Below are 22,021 nucleotides of genomic sequence, written 5' to 3'. Positions count from 1 at the left end.
GGGAATCACGGCAGCAGCGGAGGCCTGGTCCGGAAAGGGCGAAAAATCGCGGAAATTCCGAAGAAAAAGCGGGTTCGGGCGAGAAATCTTGCCGGAGGGACTGGATGCATGGGTGGCGGTCGTGTATACACCAGTCATACAGTTTGAAGTTCCGATCATGAGGAGGAGAGCATGACCGAACAGATTTTTCCGCTGAACGCGTGGTATGCGGCGGCCTATGACGTCGAGGTGGGGCGGTCGCTCCTGGCCCGCAAGATCTGCAACAAGCCGATCGTGATGTACCGCAAGACTACCGGCGAGGCGGTCGCGCTGGCCGATGCCTGCTGGCACCGCCTGGTGCCGCTGTCGGGCGGCGAACTCAACGGCGACAACGTCATCTGCCCCTATCACGGCCTCGAATTCGACGACAGCGGGCGCTGCGTGTACATGCCCTCGCAGGAGACGATCAATCCGTCGGCCTGCGTGAAGAGCTATCCGGTGGTCGAGAAGCACCGCTTCGTCTGGATCTGGCCGGGCGACCCCGCGCTGGCCGACCCGGCCAAGGTTCCGGACATGCACTGGATCAACGATCCGGAATGGGCCGCCGACGGCAAGCGGATCCACGTCAAGTGCGACTACCGGCTGGTCGTCGACAACCTGATGGACCTGACCCACGAGACCTTCGTGCACGGCTCGTCGATCGGCAACCGCGCCGTCGCCGAGGCGCCGTTCCAGACCACCCACACCGACCGCACCGCGACGGTCACGCGCTGGATGATCGACATCGACGCGCCGCCGTTCTGGGCCGGCCAGCTCGGCCGCAAGGAACATGTCGACCGCTGGCAGATCATCCATTTCCAGGCGCCGAGCACGATCTGCATCGAGGTCGGCGTCGCGCCGACGGGCACCGGCGCGCCGCAGGGCGACCGCTCCAAGGGTGTCGAGGGCATGGTGCTCAACACCATGACGCCGGAAACCGACAAGACCTGCCACTACTTCTGGGCCTTCGCCCGCCACTACGACATCCACAACCAGGCGCGCACCCACCAGCTGCGCGAGGGCGTGTCGACCGTGTTCCGCGAGGACGAGGCGGTGCTGGAGGCACAGCAGAAGGCGATCGACGACAATCCGGATCATGTCTTCTACAACCTCAACATCGACGCCGGCTCGATGTGGGCGCGCAAGCTGATCCAGCAGATGATCGCCGACGAGCAGCCACTGCGCATCGCGGCGGAGTGAGGCGGCCGTGGGCGAGGCGAAAGGTGCGTCCCTGTCGCGCAAGGCCGTCATGGAGCTGCGCGACCTGATCCTCGGCGGCACTCTGCCGCCGGGCGAGCGGCTCTACGAGGTGCCGCTCTCCGAACGTCTCGGCATCTCGCGCACGCCCATGCGCGAGGCCATGGCCAAGCTGGAGCAGGAGGGGTTGCTGGAACGCATCCCCGCCGGCGGCTACGCGGTGCGCACCTTCACCTTCGAGGACGTCATCGATGCCATCGAGCTGCGCGGCGTGATGGAGGGCACTGCGGCCCGCCTGGCTGCCGAGCGCGGCGTCGAGCCGGTCAAGCTGCGGCAGTTCCGCAAGGTGGTCGAGGCGCTCGACCGCACGCTCGGCTCCGACGTCAAGAAGATGGATTTTGACGGCTACGTCGAACTCAACAGCGAGCTGCACGAGTTGCTCGCCGGCCTGTCGGGCAGCGAGATGGTCCGCCGCGAGGTGGAACGCGCCTCGCGACTCGCCTTCGCCTCGCCGAGCGCCTTCCTGCGCGAGCAGGAGGACGTGCTGGAGTTCCGCCGCTCGCTGATCGGCGCCCAGGCCCAGCACCGGGCGCTGCTGGAGGCGATCGAGGCGCGCGAGGGCTCGCGCGCCGAGGCGGTGGCGCGCGAACACGCCCGCCTGGCCCGCCAGAACCTTGAATATGTGATGTTTCAGGACCGCAGCCTGATCGTGCGGGTTCCCGGTCTCGCGCTGGTCGCGACCTGAGGACGCGCAAGAGGGAGGAAGAAGAATGCGCAACGCGATTGAATGGAGACAGGCGACCGTCGCCTCGGTCACGGAGATTGCCGACGGCGTCCGGCTGCTCGCGTTCGACGTCGAGGGCGACCTGCCGCCCTTCGAGGCCGGCTCGCATACCAACATCAAGGTGACGATCAACGGCCGTCCGGCGATCCGCACCTATACCTGCATTCCGGTCGGGCACGGCCAGCTGTCGATCGCCGTCAAGCTGCATCCCAAGAGCCGCGGCGGCTCGCGCCACATCTTCACGCTCGAGCCGGGCATGGCGGTCGAGATGACCGTGCCGGAGAACCGCTTCGAGCTGTCCTGGCGGGCGAGCGAATACCTGTTGCTGGCCGGCGGCATCGGCGTCACGCCGATCTACGGCATGGCCCGGGCGCTGGCCGGCCACGGCGCGCGCGTGACCATGCACTACGGGGCGCAGAACCGCGCCGCGATGCCCTTCGTCGACGAGCTGGAAGCGCTGCTCGGCGACCGGCTGTCGCTGTACTCCGCCGACGACAACCAGTTCGTCGACCTGGCCGCGGCGATCGAGCGCCTGCCGCGCGACGGCGAGCTCTACGTCTGCGGCCCGCTCGGCATGCTGGAGGCGGTCAAGAAGGCCTGGGCCGAGGCCGGCCGGCCGGTCAGCCGGCTGCGCTACGAGGTGTTCGGCGACAACGGCAAGTTCGCCGAGGAGACCTTCGAGGTTGAGATCCTCAACAAGAACATGACCGTGGTCGTGCCGCCGGACAAGACGCTGCTCAACGCCCTGATGGACGCCGGCGTGGAGATGATCTACGACTGCCAGCGTGGGGAATGCGGCCTGTGCGCGGTCGAGATCGTCGAGGCCGACGCCGAGGTGGACCATCGCGACGTGTTCTTCTCCGAGGAGGAGAAGCGCGAGAGCCACCGGATGTGCAGCTGCGTTTCCCGACTGGTCAAGGGTCACGCGGTGATCGACATCGGCTATCGGGTCTGACATGAAACTTGCCTTCATCGGCTTCGGGGAAGCGGCCCGGGCCTTCGTGGACAGCCTCAAGGAGACCGGCGTGCCGGTCTCCTTTTCGGCTTATGACATCCTGCAGGGCACGGCGGGCGAGGCGCCAGTCGTGGAGGCGGCCGCACAGCGCGGCGTCGCGCTTGCCGCCAGTCCGGCGGCGGCCGTCGACGGTGCCGGCTGGGTGATTTCGGCGGTGACCGCGGCAGAGAGCTACAACGCCGCCGTCTCGGTCGCCGACGTGCTGCAGCCCGGACAGGTCTATGTCGACATCAACTCCGTCTCCGGCCAGCGCAAGGCGGACACGGCCGCGCTGGTCTGCCGGGGCGGGGCCGCCTATGTGGACATGGCGGTGATGGCGCCGGTGCATCCGCGCGGCCATCGCACGCCGGTGCTGGTCGCCGGCGCGCTCGCGTCCGGCACCGTGGATCGGCTGGACGGTTTCGGCTTTGCCTATGAGGTGGTCGGCGAGCGGGTCGGTGCGGCGACCTCGATCAAGATGGTGCGCAGCCTGTTCGTGAAGGGCCTCGAGGCGATCACGGTGCAGGCGCTGCTGGCCGCCGAGGCGGCGGGTTGCTACGAGCGCGTTTACGGCTCGCTGTCGACCTCCTTCAGGCAGCTCGGCTGGCCCGAGTTCGGCGCCTACCAGTTCGAGCGCGTGACCCGCCACGGCAGAAGGCGCGCGGCCGAAATGCGGGAATCCGCCCGCTCCATGGCCGATCTCGGCTTCGCCGGCGGCCAGCATCTGGCCGACGCCATCGCCGACGTCCAGGACGAGATCGGCAGCCTCGGGCTGATCCTCGACGACACGGCCGACCTGGCCGACCTGGTGCGTGCGGTCGCGGACCGCCGCCGCGCGGCGGGCTGAGTGCCCCGATGGCGCCCGCTCCGGCGACGGTGCCACTGATGCTGTAGCCAGAACTTATGACCTGTGATCCGCTTCAATTTGGGCGCGCCGCCCCTTTAATGCTACCTCCGTCGTAGAGGAATAACGACAAGACGGGCGTGCGGGCATGGCTTCGGCGCGCCCTTCGGGAGGAAGGACATGCCTACGGGTTCACGTGTGGCGGTCCGGGCGGACCGCGCGGCGGTCGCAGCCGGGGAGCGCAGGCCGTGTATTTCCTGATGATCTGCCGCCACCGCGAGGGCGTTGCCGAGCTGCGCGACCGCTTGCGGCCGGAGCACCGCGCCTATGTCGCCTCGGGCGGGCAGGCGCGCGCCCGGGTGCTGACCGGCAGCGCGCTGTGGGCGGATGCGGGCGAGCAGGGCATCGGCAACTTCGGCATTCTCGAGGCGGAGAGCCGCGAGGCCGCGCTGGCCTTTGCCGAAGGCGATCCCTTTCATATCGGTGGCGTCGTCGAGAGCATCGAACTGATCCGGCTGGCGGACACTTTCCAGGCCCAGCGGATCGAACCGCTGTCCCCCTGAGCACGAAAGAACGGCGATGCAGGAACCCTGTCACGACGTGGCCCATCTCGGCCATGTGGAAATGCTGACCGACAAGTTCGAGGAAAGCCTCGACTTCTTCACCCGCGTCTACGGCCTGAAGCTGTCCGGCCGGGACGACACATCGGCCTATCTTCGGGCCTGGGACGAGTACGAGTTCTGTTCGCTCAAGCTGACGCGCTCGCACCGGACCGGCGTCGGCCACGTCGCCTATCGCGTCTCCAGTCCTCAGGCCCTGGAGCGGCGGGTGAAGGCGATCGAGGCGTCGGGATACACGGTGCACGGCTGGATCGACGGCGACCTCGGCCACGGCCGCGCGTTCCGCTTCGAGGATCCGTTCGGCCACGTCTTCGAACTTTACTGGGACACGGTGAAGTACCGGCCGGGCGGTGCCGACGTGCCGGCGCTGAAGAACACCGCCTCCGCCTTCACCGGCGCCGCCCCCCGGCGCATCGACCACCTGAACCTGCTGTCCTCCGACGTCACCGAGTTTCGCCGCTTCATGGAGACCTGCCTCGGCAGCCGCGTGACCGAGATCATCCAGCTCGACAACGGCCGGCTCGGCGGCTGCTGGTTCACGGTCAACAACAAGACCTATGACCTCGCCTGCACCGAGGAGCACGGCGGCGGCGTCGGCCGCCTGCACCACGTCACCTATGCGACCGACCAGCGCGAGGACATCCTGCGCGCCGCCGACATCTTCCTGCAGAACGGCGTCCACATCGAGACCGGGCCGCACAAGCACGCCGTCCAGGGCACCTTCTTCCTCTATGTCTGGGAGCCGGCCGGCAACCGCGTCGAGCTCGCCAACGCCGGTGCCCGGCTGATCCTGCAGCCGGACTGGGAACCGGTCGTGTGGACCGAAGCCGATCGCCGGAAGGGCCAGGCCTGGGGCCTCAAGACCATCGAAAGCTTCCATACCCACGGCACGCCGCCGGTGGGCGAATAAGGGAAATCAGCATGTCGAAGAAAACCGCATTGGTCATCAGCGCTCATTCCGCCGATTTCGTCTGGCGGTGCGGCGGAGCGATCGCCCTGCATGAGGAGAGAGGCTACGACGTTACCGTCGTCTGCCTGTCCTACGGCGAGCGCGGCGAGAGCGCCAAGCTGTGGAAGCAGGCCGGCATGACCCTGGAGAAGGTCAAGGCCGAGCGGCGCAAGGAAGCGGAGAACGCCGCCAAGGCGCTCGGCGTCACCGACATCCAGTTCTTCGACCTCGGCGACTATCCGCTCGCCCTGGGCGCCGAAGCCAAGGAGCGCATGGTCGACGTGATCCGCAAGGTGCAGCCGGCCTTCATGATGAGCCATTCCAAGTGGGACCCCTATAACACGGACCACATGTACACGACGCAGTTCGCGCTCGAGTGCCGGATGATCGCCCAGGCCTGGGGCCACAATCCGGGCGAGAAGGTGCTCGGCGCGCCGCAGCTCTACCTGTTCGAGCCGCACCAGACCGAGCAGATGGAATGGAAGCCGGATGTGTTCCTGGACATCACCCCGGTCTGGGAAAAGAAGTGGGCCGCCATCCAGTGCATGGAGGGCCAGGAGCACCTGTGGCACTACTACGAGAACGTCGCCCAGAACCGCGGCAACCACTTCCGCCGCAACTCCGGCGGCCAGGCCGGCGGTCGCGACTGCCGCTACGCCGAGGGCTTCCAGTCGATCTTCCCGCGCACCGTGGACGAGCTGTGATGGGCGGCGTCGTCGTTCAGTCGATCGAGCGGGCGGATCCGGCGGTCATCGCCGGGCTGGCCGAATGCGGGGTCGCCACCGTGCACGAGGCGCAGGGCCGCAAAGGCCTGATGGCCTCCTACATGCGGCCGATCTTCTCCGGCGCCCAGCTCGCCGCCTCCGCCGTGACCATCTCCGCGCCCCCGGGCGACAACTGGATGGTCCATGTCGCCATCGAGCAGGTGAAGGCGGGCGACATCCTGGTGCTGGCGCCGACGAGCCCGTGCGAGGACGGCTATTTCGGCGACCTGCTGGCGACCTCCATGCAGGCGCGCGGCGGCAGGGGCCTGATCATCGACGCCGGCGTGCGTGACGTGCGCGACCTGACGGCGATGAACTTCCCGGTCTGGTCCAAGGCGGTGTTCGCGCAGGGCACGGTCAAGGAGACGCTCGGTTCGGTCAACGTGCCGGTCGTCTGCGCCGGCGCCTATGTCAATCCGGGCGACGTCATCGTCGCCGACGACGACGGCGTCTGCGTGGTGCGCCGCGACGAGGCCGAGGCCGTTCTGGAGAAGGCGCGCGCGCGCGTCGCCGCCGAGGAGGACAAGCGCAGGCGGCTCGCCGCCGGCGAACTCGGCCTCGACATCTACAAGATGCGCGAGCGGCTGGCCGAGAAGGGGCTGAAATATGTCTGACGTGGCGTCTGCCGGGATCCGGGCCATGTGGATGCGGGGAGGGACGTCGAAGGGCGGCTATTTCCTCGCCGACGACCTGCCGTCCGACCCGGCCGAGCGCGACCGCGTCCTGCTCAGGATCATGGGCTCGCCCGATCCGCGCCAGATCGACGGTCTCGGTGGGGCCGATTCGCTCACCTCCAAGGTCGCCGTGGTGAGGACGTCGACGCGGCCGGGCATCGACGTCGACTACCTGTTCCTGCAGGTCTTCGTCGACCAGGCGATCGTCACCGACGCCCAGAACTGCGGCAACATCCTCGCCGGCGTCGGTCCCTTCGCCATCGAACGCGGCCTGGTGCCGGCGCAGGACGGCGAGACCGACGTCGCCATCTTCATGGAGAACACCGGCCAGAAGGCGATCGCGACGATCCGCACGCCGGGTGGCCGGGTGAGCTACGCGGGCGAGGCGCGCATCGACGGCGTGCCGGGCACATCGGCGCCGGTCGCCATCGTCTTCGAGGATACCGCCGGCTCGTCCTGCGGCGCGCTGCTGCCGACCGGCAACGCGATCGACGTCATCGACGGCGTCGAGGTGACGCTGATCGACAACGGCATGCCCTGCGTCATACTTGACGCCGCCGACTTCGGCGTCGCCGGAACGGAGAGCCCGAAGGAACTCGACGCCAATGCCGACCTCAAGGCACGCATCGAGTCGATCCGCCTCAAGGCCGGCCCGCTGATGAACCTCGGCGACGTCAGGGACAGCTCTGTGCCGAAGATGACCCTGGTCAGCCCGGCCCGCAACGGCGGCTGCGTGTCGACGCGCACCTTCATCCCGCACAAGTGCCATGCGGCGATCGGCGTGCTCGGGGCGGTCAGCGTCGGCACCGCATGCCTGCTCGCAGAAGGACCGGCGGCGCGCATCGCCGCGGTGCCGGGCGGCAACCCGAAAACCCTGTCGATCGAACATCCCACCGGCGAATTCTCCGTCATCGCCCGGCTGGACGACGACGGCGGAGTACGCTCGACGGGCGTGCTCAGGACGGCGCGCAAACTGTTCGACGGGACCGTTTTCGCGTGAGGCGCACCATGATGAGCATCCACAAGAGGAGGAAGACATGATGAAGAGACTGATCACGGCCACGGCGCTGACCGTGCTGGCCGCGCTGCCGGCGTCGGCGGACACCCGCGTGTCGATCGGCACCGGCGGCACCGGCGGCGTGTTCTACGCCATCGGCGCCGGCATGGCCGACATCCTGAGCAAGAAGCTCGACGGCGTCACCGCCAACGCCGAAGTGACCGGCGCCTCGGTGGAGAACGTGCGCCGCGTCTCGGCCGGCGAGATGACGCTCGGCTTCTCCAGCGCCTCGACCCTCTACGAGGGCAAGAACGGCCAGGGTCCGTTCGAGGCCGCGCAGAACGTCGCTGCCGTCGCCTATCTCTACCCGGCGATCCTGCAGATCGCGGCGACCAAGGCGAGCGGCGCGGACGGCGTCGAGGACCTTGGCGACCTGCGCGTGTCCGTCGGCCCTCCGGGCTCCAACTCGGCCGTGCTGGCCGAGCGCCTGATGACCGCCTACGGCGTGTTCGATCTCGGCAAGGTGTCGTTCCTGTCCTACACGGAAGCCACTGACGCCATCAAGAACGGCAACCTCGACGCGTCGATCATCCTCGCCGGCACGCCGGCCTCGGCCTTCATCGAACTGACCACGACCATGGACATGACCATCGTCCCGGTCGACAAGGACAAGGTCTCCGGCCTGCTGCAGGAATATCCGTTCTACGAGGTGATCGACATTCCCGGCGGCGTCTATGCCGGCGCTGACCAGCCGGTTCCGGCCCTCGGCGACCCGGCGATCCTGTTCACGGCGGCGGATGCCGATCCGGAGCTGGTCTACCAGATCACCAAGACGCTGTTCGACAATCTCGCGGACGTCGGCGCGGTGCATCCGGCCGCCAAGGACATCCAGCGGGCGACGGCCACCAACGTGCCGGTTCCGCTGCACGAAGGTGCCAAGCGCTATTTCGACGAAAACTGATCGTCACCGCCGGCGGGGCGACGGGCCCTGCCGGCGGCAACGGGGAGCGCCGTCGTGGCCACCATCTGGAAGCTGTTGCCCGAAGGACATCTCGGGCGTCTCGAGCACAGGCTGCTGTGCATCGTCGTGTCGCTCCTGGCGGTGGCCGCGACGTTCCTCGTCGTTCATTCGGCATGGTTCGGCAGCCTGACCGCGCTGCTGCTCCGCTCGGCCTTCTTTTCGCTGATGACCTCGGCCGGACTGTTCCTGGTCGCCGCGCGCATGCACTGGCGCGCCTGGCGGCTGGCGCTCTACGTGCTGGCGATCCTGGTGCTGATCCCGGGCCCCTATCTCCAGGCGAATTTCATGGCCATCATCCGCAGCGGCGGCATCGCCGGCGAGATGGATGTCCGGCTGTTCGTGCTGAGCACCGTCGCGGTCTTCGTGCTGGCCCGCTACACGATCGGCTGGTCGATGGTGGTGATCGGCGTCGCGGCGCTCGCCTATGCCTTCTGGGGCAACCACATTCCCGGCGTCTACGGCCATGCCGGCTACAGCCTCGGCCGCGTCACCTCCAACCTGTTCCTGAGCACCGAGGGGCTGTTCGGCCTGCCCATGGGCGTCGCCGCCCAGTACATCCTGCTGTTCTCGCTGCTCGGCGCGCTGCTGCTGCGCTCCGGCCTCGGCCAGGTCTTCGTCGACCTCGCCCATGCCCTGACCGGCCGCATCCAGGGCGGCCCGGCGCTCACCGCCGTGGTGTCGTCGACCATGTTCAGCTCGATCAACGGCTCGGCGGTCGCCGGCGTCGTCACCACCGGCACCTTCACGATCCCGCTGATGAAACGCACCGGCTACCGGCCGAAGGTCGCCGGCGCGATCGAGGCGGCGGCCTCTTCGGCCGGCCAGATCATGCCGCCGGTGATGGGCGCGGCCGCCTTCCTGATGGCGGAGGTCACCCGCACGCCCTACGCGACCATCGCCGCGGCGGCGCTGATCCCGGCGCTGCTCTATGTCTTCGCGCTGCTGGTCGCCGTGCGCCTGGAGGCGGGCAAATTCAACATGTCCCGTTCCGACGGCTCCGACGTGCCGACGGTGCGCTCGGTGCTTGCCGGGCGCGGCTACATGCTGCTGCCGCTGGTCGCGCTGGTCGGCTTCCTGATCTACGGCTACACCCCGGCCAAGGCGGCGGTGCTGTGCATCGCCGCGACCTTGGCGATCTCGCTGCTGTCGGCCAAGACCCGCATGGGGCCGGCAGTCCTCGTCGAGGTGATGGTGGAGACGCTGCGCAACGTCCTGCCGGTCGTCGCGGCGGTGGCCGTGGCCGGCATCCTGATCGGCGTGCTGACGCTGACCGGCATGGCGCTCAAGGTGTCCGCGATGATCCTCGACTTCGGCGGCGACAGCCTGTTCCTGGTCCTTGTCCTGACCATGATCGCCTCCTTCGTGCTCGGCCTCGGCATGCCGACCTCGGCGGCCTACCTGCTGCTGGCGATCCTGATCGCGCCGGCGCTGGTCAAGTTCGGCCTGCCGGTGATCGCCGCCCACATGTTCATCTTCTATTACGGCCTGCTGTCGGCGATCACGCCGCCGGTGGCGCTCGCTGCCTATGCCGGCGCCTCGATCGCCGGCGCCCAGCCGAACGAGACCGCGGTCGAGGCCATGCGGCTCGGCTTCGTCAAGGTCGTCGCGCCGTTCCTGTTCGTCTATTCGCCCGGCCTGCTGCTGATCGGCACGCCGCTCGACATCGTCATGGCGACGATCGGCGCCGTCGGCGCCACCTTCGCCGCCGGCACGGCGATGGTCGGCTGGTGCATCCGCCCGATGTCCCTGGCCGGCCGGCTGGCCTACTGGGCGGCGGCCGTGCTGTTCACCTATTCCCTCGTGATCGACCAGGCGGCGGTGCTCAGCTTCGCCGCCAAGGCCGCCGGCCTCGTGCTGATCGCGATCCCGCTGTGGAACTCCTGGAGGACCCATGACAACCGATCCGCAGACCTGGCATCCTGATCCCTCCAAGCCGGCCTATGTGCCGCCGGCGGGAGCGGTCGACGCCCATTGCCACGTGTTCGGTCCGGCCGACCGCTTTCCTTACGCGCCCGAGCGCAAGTACACGCCGGTCGATGCGCCCAAGGAGATGCTGTTCGCGCTGCGCGACCATCTCGGCTTCTCGCGCAACGTCATCGTCCAGGCGAGCTGTCACGGCAAGGACAACGCCGCGCTGGTCGACGCGCTGGAGAGCGAGCCGGAGCGGACCCGCGGCGTCGCCGTGGTGCGCCCCGACATCAGCGATCAGGAGCTGCGCCAGATGGACGCGGCGGGGGTGCGCGGCATCCGCTTCAACTTCGTCCGCCGGCTGGTCGACCCGGGCCCGCGCGACGTGTTCTCGACCCTGGCCCGGCGCGTCGCCGACCTCGGCTGGCACGTCGTGGTCTATTTCGAGGCGCCGGACCTGGAGGACCTCACCGCGTTCCTGAAGGCGCTGCCGGTGACCGTGGTGATCGACCACATGGGCCGGCCGGATATCGCCGCCGGCGTCGAGTCGCCCGGTTTCCGCGCCTTCCGGACGCTGATGGAAGACGACAAGTTCTGGGTCAAGGTCGGCTGTCCGGAACGGCTGACCGTCGCCGGCCCGCCTTACGACGATGTGGCGCCCTTCGCCCGCACGCTGGTCGAGAGCTGTCCCGACCGCGTCCTGTGGGGCACCGACTGGCCGCATCCGAACATGAAGAGCCACATTCCCGACGACGGCCTGCTGGTCGACCGCATCCCGGTGATCGCGCCGACCGAGGACCTGCAACGCAGGCTGCTGGTCGACAATCCGCAGCGTCTGTACTGGGCGCGCTGACTCCGTCGCGTTGACGCGCTGTCCCGGCTCTGACTGAATGGCGGGCACATCATGAAGATGCCGAACCGGTTCGAGGACAGCGACATCGACCTGCACGAGGACATCGCCGACGCCGGGCGCTGCGGCACGGGCTATCCCAACTTGCGCCATGTCCGGCTGCTGGAAGCGGCAGTGCGCGAGCGCTCGCTCACCCGCGCCGCCGAGACGGTGCACATTTCCCAGCCGGCCGCCTCGCAGGCGCTGGCCCGGCTGAACGCCCAGTTCGGCGGACCGCTGCTCGAACGCCAGGGCAACGGCGTGGTGCCGACCCCGCGCGGCGAGGTGGTGGTCGCGCGCGCGGCCCGCGCGCTCGGCTACATCCGCGAGGCGGCGCAGAGGATCGCCCGCCGCTGCCGCTCCGAGGGCAGCAGCACGCCCGATTTGCTCGAGACCCACGCCACCATCTCGCATCTGCGCGCGGCGAGCCTGGTCGCGCACACCGGCAGCTTCTCGGCCGCCGCCCGCGCCCTCGGCCAGTCGGAGCCGTCGGTGCATCGCGCCGCGCGCGAGATCGAGGGCATTCTCGGCGTGACGCTGTTCGACGAGGCCTACCGGCGGCTGCAGACGACACCGGCCGGGCGCACGCTTGCCACGGCCGCCAGCCTGGTGCTCAAGGAACTGGACAACGCCTTCGAGGAGGTGCGGGAATTCGAGGGCGACTACGCCGGGCGCATCGTCATCGGCACGCTGCCGCTGGTGCGCTCGCGCATCGTGCCGCAAGCAGTCGTCGAGATCGCCCGCCGCCATCCGCGGGCACGCATCCGCATCCTCGACGGCTCCTACGAGGCGCTCGCCCAAGGCGTCGTGGTCGGCTCGATCGACATGATCGTCGGGGCGCTGCGCCAGGAACTGGAGCACGAGGACCTGACGCAGAAACGGCTGTTCGACGACAGCCTGTCGATCGTCGCTCGCGCCGGCCATCCGCTCGCCGGCACGACGACGCTGACCGACGCGGATCTCGTGCGCTATCCCTGGGTGCTGCCGCGTCGGGCGACGCCGAGCCGGGCGGTGTTCGAGGCGTTGGCTTCCCGCTTTCCGCGCGAGGCGCCGCAGGCGGGTTTCGTCGAGACCGGCTCGCTGGTGGCGCTGCGCGGGATCCTGACCCAGTCAGATTTCCTGACCATCGTGTCGCCGCGCCAGATCTGGTACGAGCTGCGCGCCGGCCAGCTGTGCGTGCTGCCGATCGACCTCGGCGACACGCGCCGGCCGATCGGGCTGACCCTGCGCGCCGACTGGCGCCCGACGGCGCTGCAGGCGGATTTCCTCGCCGCGCTCGACCACGCGGTCGGCGACCTGTCGCCGGGTGCTGGCGGAAACTGAGGGCGGCGCGCCTCAGTCGCTCCGGCCGGCCTGCGTGGTGCCGAGCGCCAGCAGCGCGGCGACGCCGCACAGGCCGATGACGGCGGAGACCAGCAGCGAGGTGGCGCCGAAGCGTTCCATCAGCAGCGCGAAGGCGAAGGGCGCGGCGGCCTGGCCGAGCCGCGTCGGCACCATCAGCACGCCCTGGCGCGCACCATAGCCGGCGGCGCCGAACAGCGACAGCGGCAGGGTGCCCTTGGCGATGGTCAGGATGCCGTTGCCGGCGCCGTGCACGAGCGCGAAGACGGCGGCGGCCGGCGCCCCGAACACCAGCAGCGCAGCGGCGCCGAGCGGGTGGGCGAGGGCGGCGAGCCGCGCCGAGACGAGCGGGTGGACGCGCCGCAGCAGGCCGAACTCGACCAGCCGTCCGGCGACCTGCGCGGGGCCGACCAGTGCGGCTGCGGCGATTGCCGCAGCCGGCGTGGCGCCGGCATCCTGCAGCAGGCGCGGCAGATGGGCGGCCATGGCCGTGCTGATGAACCAGGTGGCGGTGAACACCACGGCGAGCAGGATCATCGCCCGGTCGCGCAAGCCGGCAAACGCCTCGGTAAACGCCCCGGTAAACGCCCCTGTAAACGCCCTGGCCGGCGGACCAGCAAGCGCATCGGGTGCCGGCGCACCCGTCTCCGCTGCCTTGTCCGGGAGCGCATGGCGGCCGGCCGGCACCAGCAGGCGGTTGAGCGGCAGGCCGACGAGCAGATGCGCCGCCGCCCAGGCGAAGCAGGCGGTGCGCCAGCCGAACTCGGCCTCCAGCACCGCCGAGATCGGCCAGCAGACGGTGCTGGCGAAGCCGGCGAGCAGGGTGATGCCGGTGATCGCGCCGCGCGCCTTCGTGCCGTAGATGCCGGCCAGCGTCGCGAAGGCGGCCTCGTAGAGGCCGATGGCCATGCCGAAGCCGATCACCAACCAGGCGCCGACGAGCAGAATGGGCCCTTGCGCGGTGCCGAGCAGGGCGAGGCCGGCGGCGAACACCAGGTTGGCCAGCGCCAGCACGTCGCGCCCGCCGAGCCGGTCGATGCGCCGGCCGGCGCCGGGTCCGACGAAGGCGGAGACGACCAGCGCCGCCGAGAAGGCGGCGAAGACGAAGCCGCTCGACACGCCGAGGTCGCGCGCCATCGGCACGGCAAGGATGGCCGGCAGGTAGAAGGTGGAGCCCCAGGCGAGTGTCTGCGCCGTGCCGAGGGCGAGCACGACCCGGGTCTGGCCCGCAGCTATCGCCATGATGCGTTGCGCGCGGCGCCCGAGCCGGCCCTGGAAGGAACTGTCGCTTGCATGAACCGCTCCGCCGGCCGGCCGCGCAGAAGGACGGTCCCGAGTTGCCCGGGACCGCATGACCCCTATACCGCGCCCGGCCCGGCGTCAACGGCGGCGGAGCGCGGGCTGAATGTCAAACGCAGACACTGCCAGGCGGCCGAACGTGCTTGCCAAGGGCCGCGTCTTCGCGTTCCATCGCAGCATGAGTCGGCTGCCGCGGGCACCGGGGCCGTGTCGCCGCGCGACCGCCGGGCGGGCCGGCGGACATGCCAGGAGACAGGATCCGTGGCCGACATCGCCCCCGAACGGCCGACATCCGCATCCGGGTCGCCCGCGCCGTCGCGCGGCGGGGCGCTTGCGCCTGTGGCGGCGGCCTTCGGGAGCGTCCGCGGCGCGCTCGTGGCGACCGGCGCCGTCAGCCTGCTGATCAACCTGCTGATGCTGACCGGCCCGCTGTTCATGCTGCAGGTCTATGACCGCGTCCTGGTCAGCGGCTCGGTGCCGACGCTGGTCGTCCTCGGCACGCTGGCCTTCGCGCTCTACGTCTTCTACGGGCTGCTCGAGGGGCTGCGCGGTCGCATCCTTGTGCGCATCGCACAACGGGTCGACGCGCGCCTGTCCGGGCTGGCCTACGGGATCTCGATGGCCGTGCCGGTGCTCCACGGCAGCCGCGGCGCCCGGCTGCGGCCGGTTCAGGACCTCGACACGGTGCGCCAGTTCCTGGCCGGTCCGGGACCCGCGGCGATCTACGACGTGCCGTGGCTGCCGTTCTATCTGGCGATCGTGTTCCTGTTCCACAGCCTGCTGGGCTTCGTCGCCCTCGCCGGCGCTGTCCTGATCAGCGTCCTGATCATTCTCAACGAGGTGCTGTCGCGGGCCCCGGTGGCGCAGGCGGCGCGTGTGGCGGGCCAGCGCACGGCGGCGGTCGAGACCGGCCGCCGCAACGCCGAAGCGGCCCGCGCCATGGGCATGGGCCCGGCGCTGAGCGAGCGCTGGAGCCGCGACAACGCCGCCTATCTGGCCCGCCAGCAGGAAGCCGCCGACCGCACCGGGGCGTTCGCGACGGCGATCAAGACCCTCCGTTTCGTGCTGCAGTCGGCCATTCTCGGCGTCGGCGCCTGGCTTGCGATCCGCCAGGAGATCTCGCCCGGCGTCATGATCGCAGCCTCCATCATGACCTCGCGGGCGCTGGCGCCGGTCGAGCAGGCGATCGCCCATTGGCGTGGCTTCCTGGCCTTCCGGCAGGGCCTTGCGCGGCTGAGGGAGGTGCTCGGGCCGGCGCAGGGCGACGGCGCCCTGATCGACCTGCCGCTGCCGCGCGAGCGGCTGAGCCTCGACGCCGTCACCTGCGCGCCGGCTGGGGTCGCCAAGCCGGTCGTCCAGGGCGTCACGCTGCAGCTTGCCGCCGGAGACGGTCTCGGCATCATCGGCCCGTCCGGCTCGGGCAAGTCGACTCTGGCGCGGGCGATCGTCGGCGCGGTCGCGCCGCTGCGCGGCGTCGTGCGCTTCGACGGCGCCGACCTCGGGCAATGGCCGGAAGGCCGGCGCGGCCGGTTCATCGGCTACCTGCCGCAGGACCTGCAGCTGTTCGACGGCACGATCGCGGACAACATCGCCCGTTTCGAGCCTGCGGCGCGGTCCGAAGCGGTGATCGAGGCGGCGCGGCTCGCCGACGTGCATGATCTCGTCGTCACCCTGCCCGACGGCTACAACACGGTGATCGGCAGCGAGGGCATGGTGCTGTCGGCCGGCCAGCGCCAGCGCATCGCCCTGGCCCGGGCGCTGTACGGGACGCCGTTCCTCGTCGTGCTCGACGAACCCAATTCCAACCTCGACGCCGAGGGCGACGCAGCCCTGAGCCGGGCGATCAAGGCGGTCAGGGACCGGGGCTCCATCGTCGTCGTCATCGCCCACCGGCCGAGCGCCATCGCCACGGTCGACCGCGTCCTGTGCCTGAAGGAGGGCCAGGTGGTTGCCTGCGGACCCAAGGACGAGGTGCTGAGGAAGGTGGTCGCCCCTGTCGCCGCCCCTGTCGCCACGCCGACCACCGCGCCGACCACCGGGCCGGGCGCCGCCGCCGGGAGCACGCGCGCATGAGCCTGTCGCCCGCCGTGCACGACCTCGACGGCCGCCTCGGCGCGAGCATCCGCCGGCACCTGCTGGCGGCGCTGGCGCTGGCGGCGGCGCTGGTCGGCGGCCTCGGCGGCTGGGCGGCGGTGACCGAGATTGCAGGCGCGGTGGTCGCCACCGGCACGCTGGTGGTGGAGACCAACGTCAAGGCGGTCCAGCACCAGGAGGGCGGCATCGTCCGCCAGATCGCCGTCCGCGACGGCGACCTGGTCGAGGCCGGCGACCTGCTGCTCCGCCTCGACGACACGGTGACGCGGGCGAACCTCGCCATTGTCACCCGCCAGTTGGCGGATCTCGCCGCCCAGGAGGCGCGCCTCGTCGCCGAACGGGACGGCCGCGCCGAGATCGTCTTCGGCGCCCGCCCGCAGGGGCTGCAGGCGGCCGACCTGGCCGCCGATCTGGCCGACGTCGAACGCAGCCAGGTCGAGCTGCTGGAGGCGCGCCGCGCCAGTCGTACGGGACGCAAGAAGCAGCTGGAGGAACAGATCCGCCAGTTCGACAAGCAGGTCGAGGGCCTGGAGGCGCAACGCCTGGCCAAGGGGCGCGAGATCGAGCTGATCGACGACGAACTTGCCGACCTGATCGGCCTGCTGGACAAGAAGCTGGTCGCCCGCAACCGGGTCACCGCGCTGCAGCGCGACAAGGCCCGGCTGGAGGGCGACTACGGCAGCCTGATCGCCCAGATCGCCCAGTCGCGCGAAGCGATCAGCGAGCGCCGCCTGCTGATCCTGCAGATCGACGACGAGGCGCGCGCCGAGGTGCTCGAGCAGCTCCAGGACGTGCGCGGGCGCCTCGCCCGGCTGGAGGAGCAGCGGATCGCCGCCGAGGACCAGCTGGCGCGCATCGACATCCGCGCGCCGCGCGCCGGCTACGTGCACCAGCTGGCCGTCCACACCATCGGCGGCGTCGTCGGCGCGGGCGAGACGGTGATGCTGATCGTGCCGCGCGAGGACCTGCTGGTGGTCGAGGCCAAGGTGCAGCCGGTCGACATCGACCAACTGGCGCCGGGCCGCGACGCGACGGTGCGCTTCCCGAGCTTCGACCAGCGCACGACGCCGGAACTGGCCGCGCGCCTGGTCACGGTCGCCGCCGACCTGACCGTCGACCCGGCGACCGGCGCGGGCTACTACGCCGCCCGCCTCGCCATTCCCGACGCGGAACTGGCCCGTCTGGACGGCCAGACCCTGGTGCCCGGCATGCCGGTCGAGATCTTCATCCGCACCCGCGAGCGCACGGTGCTGTCCTACCTGGTCAAGCCGGTCGCCGACCAGATCGCCCACGCCCTGCGCGAACGGTGAGGGCGGGGAGGGGGCGGGCCCCGCCGGCCCCGCCGGTTGCGCCTCGTTTTTCTTGTTCCGAGTCGTCGCCATAGCCGCACCCGGGATCGTCTCCGCGGGAGACGGGGGAGACGAGCCCGATGCGGCTTTGCCGTGCCGGCCGGGCTATCTGGGGGCCTCGAGCCGGGCCCTGAACCGCTTCACCACGCGGCCCAGATCGAGGATCTGCCGTCCACGGATCGTCGGATCGATCAGGTCCTGGCGAAGGGCCCGGCCCTTGCGGACCGCGACGAGATTCGACACCGTCCGGCGATCGATCATGGTCCTGTGCAGAACGGCCGGAAAATCGTCGATCGTCTCGAGCCGGTCGGTGCGCATGAACTCGTAGAGATCCCAGTCGGCCGACAGTTCTTCCAGCAGCGTAAGCGGATTGACCCGGCTATGGCAGTCGAGCGCAAACGTGTTGAATTCGAACAGGACCGTGTCCGTCAGTCCGCCCAGGCCGCGGAACACGTCGAGTTCGAAGCCCTCGACATCGATCTTGACGAAATCGAACCGCGCGATCCCGGTGCGCGCGGCATAATCGGCCATCGACACCATGGGCGTCGAGCCGCCGGCGGCCTGCGGCACCATGTGGCCATAGGCCGAATTCTCCACGAAGGCGACCGTCCCGCTCCGGCTCGACACCGCCGCATTGACCGGGACCACGCGCGCGCCCTCGACATTGTGCCGCAGCAGCGGAAAGACGGTCGGCCCCGGCTCGAAGGCATGCACCGTCGCCCTCGGAAACAGCCGCGCCATCAGCAGGGCCGTGTAGCCGATGTTGGCGCCGATGTCGGCGAAGACGTAGTCGCCGTCCGTGTCGTACTGCGCCCGGAGGAAAGTGAGCAACTGCGGCTCCGGCTTCCGCTGCGCCCGGAGCCGGCGGACATAGCTGTCCTCGGGCGACAGGCCGGCAAGCGTCAATCCGTGGACCCGAAAAACATAGGATGTCATGTCTGTCCCCGCGCGAAGGGCACGATTGTCGCCACGCGACCGTAGGCCGTCAAGGCAATCTGGGGCATCCCCGGGCGGGCGGGAAGCGCGCGGCAACTTTGCGCCTGAGTTGCGCCCTGGCATTCATCCCCGCGCAGGCGGGGGAGACGTAAGCGTGCGGGCCGCCCCCTCCTACAAACACGGTTCATCCCCGCGTAGGCGGGGGAGACTCATGAGCTGCGTCGACGATGATAATGAAAGCGGGTTCATCCCCGCGTAGGCGGGGGAGACCATGACGCAAAGAGGGGCGCGCAATCTATGACGGGTTCATCCCCGCGTAGGCGGGGGAGACTCTGATAAGGCTCAAGTCGATCAGTCACTTGCGGGTTCATCCCCGCGTAGGCGGGGGAGACGTGTCATGATAGTAGTCTCCTCGCTGTCAAAAAGGTTCATCCCCGCGTAGGCGGGGGAGACAGAGCGGAACCGGTCATATCGGCACGCGTGAAGGGTTCATCCCCGCGTAGGCGGGGGAGACCCGCGCAGGGCAAGGTGAGGCCCGGCCGGAAGGGGTTCATCCCCGCGTAGGCGGGGGAGACTCCGGGCGATCGTCGCGATCGAGGCGGGAACGGTGGAAATCGGGTTCATCCCCGCGTAGGCGGGGGAGACCCTTGAAGCGATAAGCGAGGTCGAGAGCAATGGGGTTCATCCCCGCGTAGGCGGGGGAGACTAAACGTCCGCGTCGAAATCGAGCCGGTAAAAGGGGTTCATCCCCGCGTAGGCGGGGGAGACGGCGAAAGCCCGGCGATGGAGCCGCCGGGCTTGGGTTCATCCCCGCGTAGGCGGGGGAGACCCGTGCACTTGGATCGGTGCATTATTCAACTCGGGTTCATCCCCGCGTAGGCGGGGGAGACGGCTCTGATTTCCCTTACTTCCGGCTTGGCCCGGGTTCATCCCCGCGTAGGCGGGGGAGACTACTCGACCGGGTCAAATACCCCGTCGTCCTCGGGTTCATCCCCGCGTAGGCGGGGGAGACCCGGATCTATACAAGCTGGCATACAGCAAATCGGGTTCATCCCCGCGTAGGCGGGGGAGACAGGTTGGCGCCGATAAGCCTGGCGCCGGCAAGGGGTTCATCCCCGCGTAGGCGGGGGAGACCGTCCGTTCGGCAGGTATCACGTGCCGCGACCGGGTTCATCCCCGCGTAGGCGGGGGAGACCTGTCGTCCAGTTTGTCCCATGCGTCTATCGAGGGTTCATCCCCGCGTAGGCGGGGGAGACCTCCCCACCTGGCTTCAATCCCGTCGCCGGCCGGGTTCATCCCCGCGTAGGCGGGGGAGACCGGGGGCGATTGGGGCGTTGCCTCGGGCGCGGGGGTTCATCCCCGCGTAGGCGGGGGAGACAAAAGGGCAAGTACCAAATAGCTACGCGCAAAGGGTTCATCCCCGCGTAGGCGGGGGAGACGCGCACGCGACCAGCGACCCCTTGGTGATCGAGGGTTCATCCCCGCGTAGGCGGGGGAGACGTATTACCATCAAGGGCAACGGCCATGATCCCGGGTTCATCCCCGCGTAGGCGGGGGAGACATGCCGCGAGGGTCGAGGCAGGCGGGGCGGAAGGGTTCATCCCCGCGTAGGCGGGGGAGACAGCTTTTGCCCTGGCCTCCGCGACACGTCCGTGGGTTCATCCCCGCGTAGGCGGGGGAGACGACTGTGATGAGACCGCGCCGACGTCCCTTAAGGGTTCATCCCCGCGTAGGCGGGGGAGACCACGGCGGAGCGTGGATCCGGGATTGAGTCCAGGGTTCATCCCCGCGTAGGCGGGGGAGACTCTGTTAAACTGGAAAGCGGGAACCAGTGATCGGGTTCATCCCCGCGTAGGCGGGGGAGACGCTTGAAGAGTTGCGGCATGTATGCGGGTAGCGGGTTCATCCCCGCGTAGGCGGGGGAGACTCGTTCGTCCAGGGCCTTTCGACCTTCAAGGTGGGTTCATCCCCGCGTAGGCGGGGGAGACCCTGTGCTGCAAGGTACAGCGTTCGCTCACTTTTTCAAAGAACACGATTCATGATCGGTGGGAAGAGGCGACCTCCTGCGATGGTCCGTCGCTGTCCGTCGCCGCGCGGCGCACAACCAGCAGGCCATCCAGATCTGCCAGTTCCACGGGGGGCAGGCCGAGGGCCTGAAGTCCCAGGCCGCCCGGAGCCGACTCGTCTTTCCAGGACATGAGGATCGAGCCTCCGGGCATGGCGTCCCACCAGTCGGAGAGCACCGTCCAGATCCGCTCGCGTACGCCCTTGCTCAGCTTCGGCATGACATAGACGCCCGGCGCCACTTCAGGCATGACGGAGGCCAGAAAGCCCCGGTAGCGGGGCGGCACGTCACGCGTCACCACCAGCGTCATCGGCATGCCCATCTCCCTGCGCGGTATCCTGCGCTAGCTTCGTGATATCCGCCGCGGCCTTCTTGCGTGCCCGCGGACGTTCTGGCTCCGGTTGCGTCGGGGTTTCGAAAAGGGCCTTGATCCTGTCGATCATGGCGGCGATCACGGCCTGTTTGCGCAAGGCTTCGCCCGTGATCCGACGGGTGAGGCGTTCGATGCTGTCCTGCGGGGTCTTGCGTGCCGCGGCTGCAGCGCGGAACGCGCATGGAACGGTCACCGTGTCCCGGTACAGGTCGGCGACGTCGAGGACAAAGCTCTGTCCCGAATCCTCGTGGATGAAGCCGATCTGGGGCAAGGTCGCCGTCGCCGTCACGGCGATGGCGGCGGCGGCCTCCACCGCGCTGGCGGCGTGATTGAGTGCCTGGTTCGGCAGGTCCGCGGCAGAGGGGTTCGACCGGTCGTAGCGACGACCGTTCCAGGGAATGCCGTAGCGCTGCGCCAGGTTGGCGTAGAGCGTCTTGACCCTTGCCCCTTCGATGCCGCGCAGCACGGTGATGTCGCGGTGGGGAAGAACCTCGCCAAGGCGCAAGGCGTACATGCGGCGTGCCACGTCCAGGCGCCCCCGGTTCTCGTCCGCCCACAGCGTCACCTGGCGGCGCGCCAGATTGGAGAAGTCCGGCATGAGCGGCGGCGCCGTGTAAAGCCGCACGCCGTCATCGCCGACTGCGGCCAGGCCCGCACCATGACGGGCGAGCAGGCGCAGGGCGTCGTGGCTGACCGTCGAACCCGGCCCGAGCAGCACGAGGGAAATCGACTGGTGTGGGATGGTGTACTGGCCGCGCGCGACGGCACCACCGCCTGCCGAGGCAAACCGCAGGCAGCCGTCCTCCACGGTCAGAGCACCGCGATCGAGCAGGATCAGCCCGTGCCGGTCCGCATGGGGAAGGCGCGCGGTTTCCAGTCCGAGTCGGCCGAGCAGCATGGTAGGC

19 protein-coding genes and 1 CRISPR repeat array are annotated in these 22,021 nt (G+C 69.4%); of the genes, 15 read left to right on the top strand and 4 right to left on the bottom strand.

Annotation, left to right across the window (positions count from 1 at the left end; genetic code table 11):
• Positions 1 to 171 precede the first annotated feature (171 nt).
• The 13 genes from SL003B_RS14425 to SL003B_RS14365 all read left to right on the top strand — a co-directional run bounded on the left by SL003B_RS14425 (position 172) and on the right by SL003B_RS14365 (position 12,982).
• Entirely contained in the window at positions 172 to 1,218 is a 1,047-nt protein-coding gene (locus tag SL003B_RS14425) for an aromatic ring-hydroxylating dioxygenase subunit alpha (protein WP_013653599.1), read from the top strand.
• Positions 1,219 to 1,225: 7 nt separating this feature from the next.
• Complete coding sequence (locus SL003B_RS14420) at positions 1,226 to 1,960, top strand: GntR family transcriptional regulator (RefSeq protein WP_013653598.1); 735 nt, start codon at positions 1,226 to 1,228, stop codon at positions 1,958 to 1,960.
• A gap of 25 nt (positions 1,961 to 1,985) precedes the next feature.
• Positions 1,986 to 2,954, top strand: a complete 969-nt coding sequence (locus SL003B_RS14415) for a PDR/VanB family oxidoreductase (RefSeq protein WP_013653597.1) — start codon at positions 1,986 to 1,988, stop codon at positions 2,952 to 2,954.
• A gap of 1 nt (position 2,955) precedes the next feature.
• Complete coding sequence (locus tag SL003B_RS14410; protein WP_013653596.1) at positions 2,956 to 3,840, top strand: DUF1932 domain-containing protein; 885 nt, start codon at positions 2,956 to 2,958, stop codon at positions 3,838 to 3,840.
• Between the two features lie 245 nt (positions 3,841 to 4,085).
• A complete protein-coding gene (locus SL003B_RS14405) occupies positions 4,086 to 4,400 on the top strand; it encodes a YciI family protein (RefSeq protein WP_013653595.1) in 315 nt (104 codons plus the stop codon).
• Between the two features lie 16 nt (positions 4,401 to 4,416).
• Complete coding sequence (locus tag SL003B_RS14400) at positions 4,417 to 5,367, top strand: VOC family protein (protein WP_041375556.1); 951 nt, start codon at positions 4,417 to 4,419, stop codon at positions 5,365 to 5,367.
• Positions 5,368 to 5,378: 11 nt separating this feature from the next.
• The gene (locus SL003B_RS14395; RefSeq protein WP_013653593.1) at positions 5,379 to 6,110 is read left to right on the top strand and encodes a PIG-L deacetylase family protein; all 732 of its coding nucleotides are present in this window, start codon (positions 5,379 to 5,381) and stop codon (positions 6,108 to 6,110) included.
• Complete coding sequence (locus SL003B_RS14390) at positions 6,110 to 6,784, top strand: 4-carboxy-4-hydroxy-2-oxoadipate aldolase/oxaloacetate decarboxylase (protein ID WP_013653592.1); 675 nt, start codon at positions 6,110 to 6,112, stop codon at positions 6,782 to 6,784. Before SL003B_RS14395 ends, SL003B_RS14390 begins: the two co-directional genes overlap by 1 nt.
• Before the next feature lie 25 nt (positions 6,785 to 6,809).
• On the top strand, positions 6,810 to 7,844 hold the full coding sequence (locus SL003B_RS14385; protein ID WP_013653591.1) for a 4-oxalomesaconate tautomerase: 1,035 nt from the start codon (positions 6,810 to 6,812) through the stop codon (positions 7,842 to 7,844).
• Positions 7,845 to 7,881: 37 nt separating this feature from the next.
• A complete protein-coding gene (locus SL003B_RS14380; protein WP_013653590.1) occupies positions 7,882 to 8,802 on the top strand; it encodes a TAXI family TRAP transporter solute-binding subunit in 921 nt (306 codons plus the stop codon).
• 54 nt (positions 8,803 to 8,856) lie between these two features.
• Positions 8,857 to 10,785 carry a TRAP transporter permease gene (locus SL003B_RS14375; RefSeq protein WP_013653589.1) on the top strand — a complete coding sequence of 643 codons (1,929 nt, stop codon included), beginning with the start codon at positions 8,857 to 8,859 and terminating at the stop codon, positions 10,783 to 10,785.
• Positions 10,754 to 11,623, top strand: coding sequence for an amidohydrolase family protein (locus SL003B_RS14370; RefSeq protein WP_013653588.1), 870 nt, complete (start codon positions 10,754 to 10,756; stop codon positions 11,621 to 11,623). Before SL003B_RS14375 ends, SL003B_RS14370 begins: the two co-directional genes overlap by 32 nt.
• A gap of 51 nt (positions 11,624 to 11,674) precedes the next feature.
• Complete coding sequence (locus SL003B_RS14365) at positions 11,675 to 12,982, top strand: LysR family transcriptional regulator (protein WP_013653587.1); 1,308 nt, start codon at positions 11,675 to 11,677, stop codon at positions 12,980 to 12,982.
• 12 nt (positions 12,983 to 12,994) lie between these two features.
• On the opposite strand, the gene SL003B_RS14360 is transcribed toward SL003B_RS14365, so the two are convergent.
• On the bottom strand, positions 12,995 to 14,242 hold the full coding sequence (locus tag SL003B_RS14360; protein WP_013653586.1) for an MFS transporter: 1,248 nt from the start codon (positions 14,240 to 14,242) through the stop codon (positions 12,995 to 12,997).
• A gap of 318 nt (positions 14,243 to 14,560) precedes the next feature.
• Here SL003B_RS14360 and SL003B_RS14355 point away from each other — a divergent pair, with 318 nt between their 5' ends.
• Positions 14,561 to 16,372 (top strand): type I secretion system permease/ATPase, encoded by a 1,812-nt coding sequence (locus tag SL003B_RS14355; RefSeq protein WP_013653585.1) that lies wholly within the window; start codon positions 14,561 to 14,563, stop codon positions 16,370 to 16,372.
• Complete coding sequence (locus tag SL003B_RS14350; RefSeq protein ID WP_013653584.1) at positions 16,369 to 17,703, top strand: HlyD family type I secretion periplasmic adaptor subunit; 1,335 nt, start codon at positions 16,369 to 16,371, stop codon at positions 17,701 to 17,703. The genes SL003B_RS14355 and SL003B_RS14350 overlap by 4 nt, the downstream gene beginning before the upstream one ends.
• Positions 17,704 to 17,847: 144 nt before the next feature.
• On the opposite strand, the gene SL003B_RS14345 is transcribed toward SL003B_RS14350, so the two are convergent.
• From SL003B_RS14345 to cas1e, 3 genes are all read right to left on the bottom strand, one after another.
• Complete coding sequence (locus SL003B_RS14345) at positions 17,848 to 18,678, bottom strand: FkbM family methyltransferase (RefSeq protein ID WP_013653583.1); 831 nt, start codon at positions 18,676 to 18,678, stop codon at positions 17,848 to 17,850.
• 119 nt (positions 18,679 to 18,797) lie between these two features.
• Positions 18,798 to 20,666: a CRISPR direct-repeat array (repeat unit 29 nt; unit sequence GGGTTCATCCCCGCGTAGGCGGGGGAGAC).
• 48 nt (positions 20,667 to 20,714) lie between these two features.
• Positions 20,715 to 21,059, bottom strand: coding sequence for a type I-E CRISPR-associated endoribonuclease Cas2e (gene cas2e, locus SL003B_RS14340; RefSeq protein ID WP_049792673.1), 345 nt, complete (start codon positions 21,057 to 21,059; stop codon positions 20,715 to 20,717).
• Positions 21,031 to 22,014 carry a type I-E CRISPR-associated endonuclease Cas1e gene (gene cas1e / locus SL003B_RS14335; protein ID WP_013653581.1) on the bottom strand — a complete coding sequence of 328 codons (984 nt, stop codon included), beginning with the start codon at positions 22,012 to 22,014 and terminating at the stop codon, positions 21,031 to 21,033. The genes cas2e and cas1e overlap by 29 nt, the downstream gene beginning before the upstream one ends.
• Positions 22,015 to 22,021 lie beyond the last annotated feature (7 nt).

Origin of the sequence: Polymorphum gilvum SL003B-26A1 (genome assembly GCF_000192745.1) — a bacterium.
Lineage (GTDB): Bacteria > Pseudomonadota > Alphaproteobacteria > Rhizobiales > Stappiaceae > Polymorphum > Polymorphum gilvum.
This window is presented reverse-complemented; position numbering and strand designations above follow the sequence as displayed.

Coding starts and splice junctions, on each gene's coding strand:
- SL003B_RS14400 (WP_041375556.1), top strand. CDS start 4,417: ATGCAGGAACCCTGTCACGACGTGGCCCATCTCGGCCATGTGGAAATG.
- SL003B_RS14365 (WP_013653587.1), top strand. CDS start 11,675: ATGAAGATGCCGAACCGGTTCGAGGACAGCGACATCGACCTGCACGAG.
- SL003B_RS14425 (WP_013653599.1), top strand. CDS start 172: ATGACCGAACAGATTTTTCCGCTGAACGCGTGGTATGCGGCGGCCTAT.
- SL003B_RS14390 (WP_013653592.1), top strand. CDS start 6,110: ATGGGCGGCGTCGTCGTTCAGTCGATCGAGCGGGCGGATCCGGCGGTC.
- SL003B_RS14410 (WP_013653596.1), top strand. CDS start 2,956: ATGAAACTTGCCTTCATCGGCTTCGGGGAAGCGGCCCGGGCCTTCGTG.
- SL003B_RS14380 (WP_013653590.1), top strand. CDS start 7,882: ATGATGAAGAGACTGATCACGGCCACGGCGCTGACCGTGCTGGCCGCG.
- SL003B_RS14395 (WP_013653593.1), top strand. CDS start 5,379: ATGTCGAAGAAAACCGCATTGGTCATCAGCGCTCATTCCGCCGATTTC.
- SL003B_RS14360 (WP_013653586.1), bottom strand. CDS start 14,242: ATGGCGATAGCTGCGGGCCAGACCCGGGTCGTGCTCGCCCTCGGCACG.
- SL003B_RS14415 (WP_013653597.1), top strand. CDS start 1,986: ATGCGCAACGCGATTGAATGGAGACAGGCGACCGTCGCCTCGGTCACG.
- SL003B_RS14345 (WP_013653583.1), bottom strand. CDS start 18,678: ATGACATCCTATGTTTTTCGGGTCCACGGATTGACGCTTGCCGGCCTG.
- SL003B_RS14370 (WP_013653588.1), top strand. CDS start 10,754: ATGACAACCGATCCGCAGACCTGGCATCCTGATCCCTCCAAGCCGGCC.
- SL003B_RS14350 (WP_013653584.1), top strand. CDS start 16,369: ATGAGCCTGTCGCCCGCCGTGCACGACCTCGACGGCCGCCTCGGCGCG.
- cas1e (WP_013653581.1), bottom strand. CDS start 22,014: ATGCTGCTCGGCCGACTCGGACTGGAAACCGCGCGCCTTCCCCATGCG.
- cas2e (WP_049792673.1), bottom strand. CDS start 21,059: ATGCCGATGACGCTGGTGGTGACGCGTGACGTGCCGCCCCGCTACCGG.
- SL003B_RS14385 (WP_013653591.1), top strand. CDS start 6,810: ATGTGGATGCGGGGAGGGACGTCGAAGGGCGGCTATTTCCTCGCCGAC.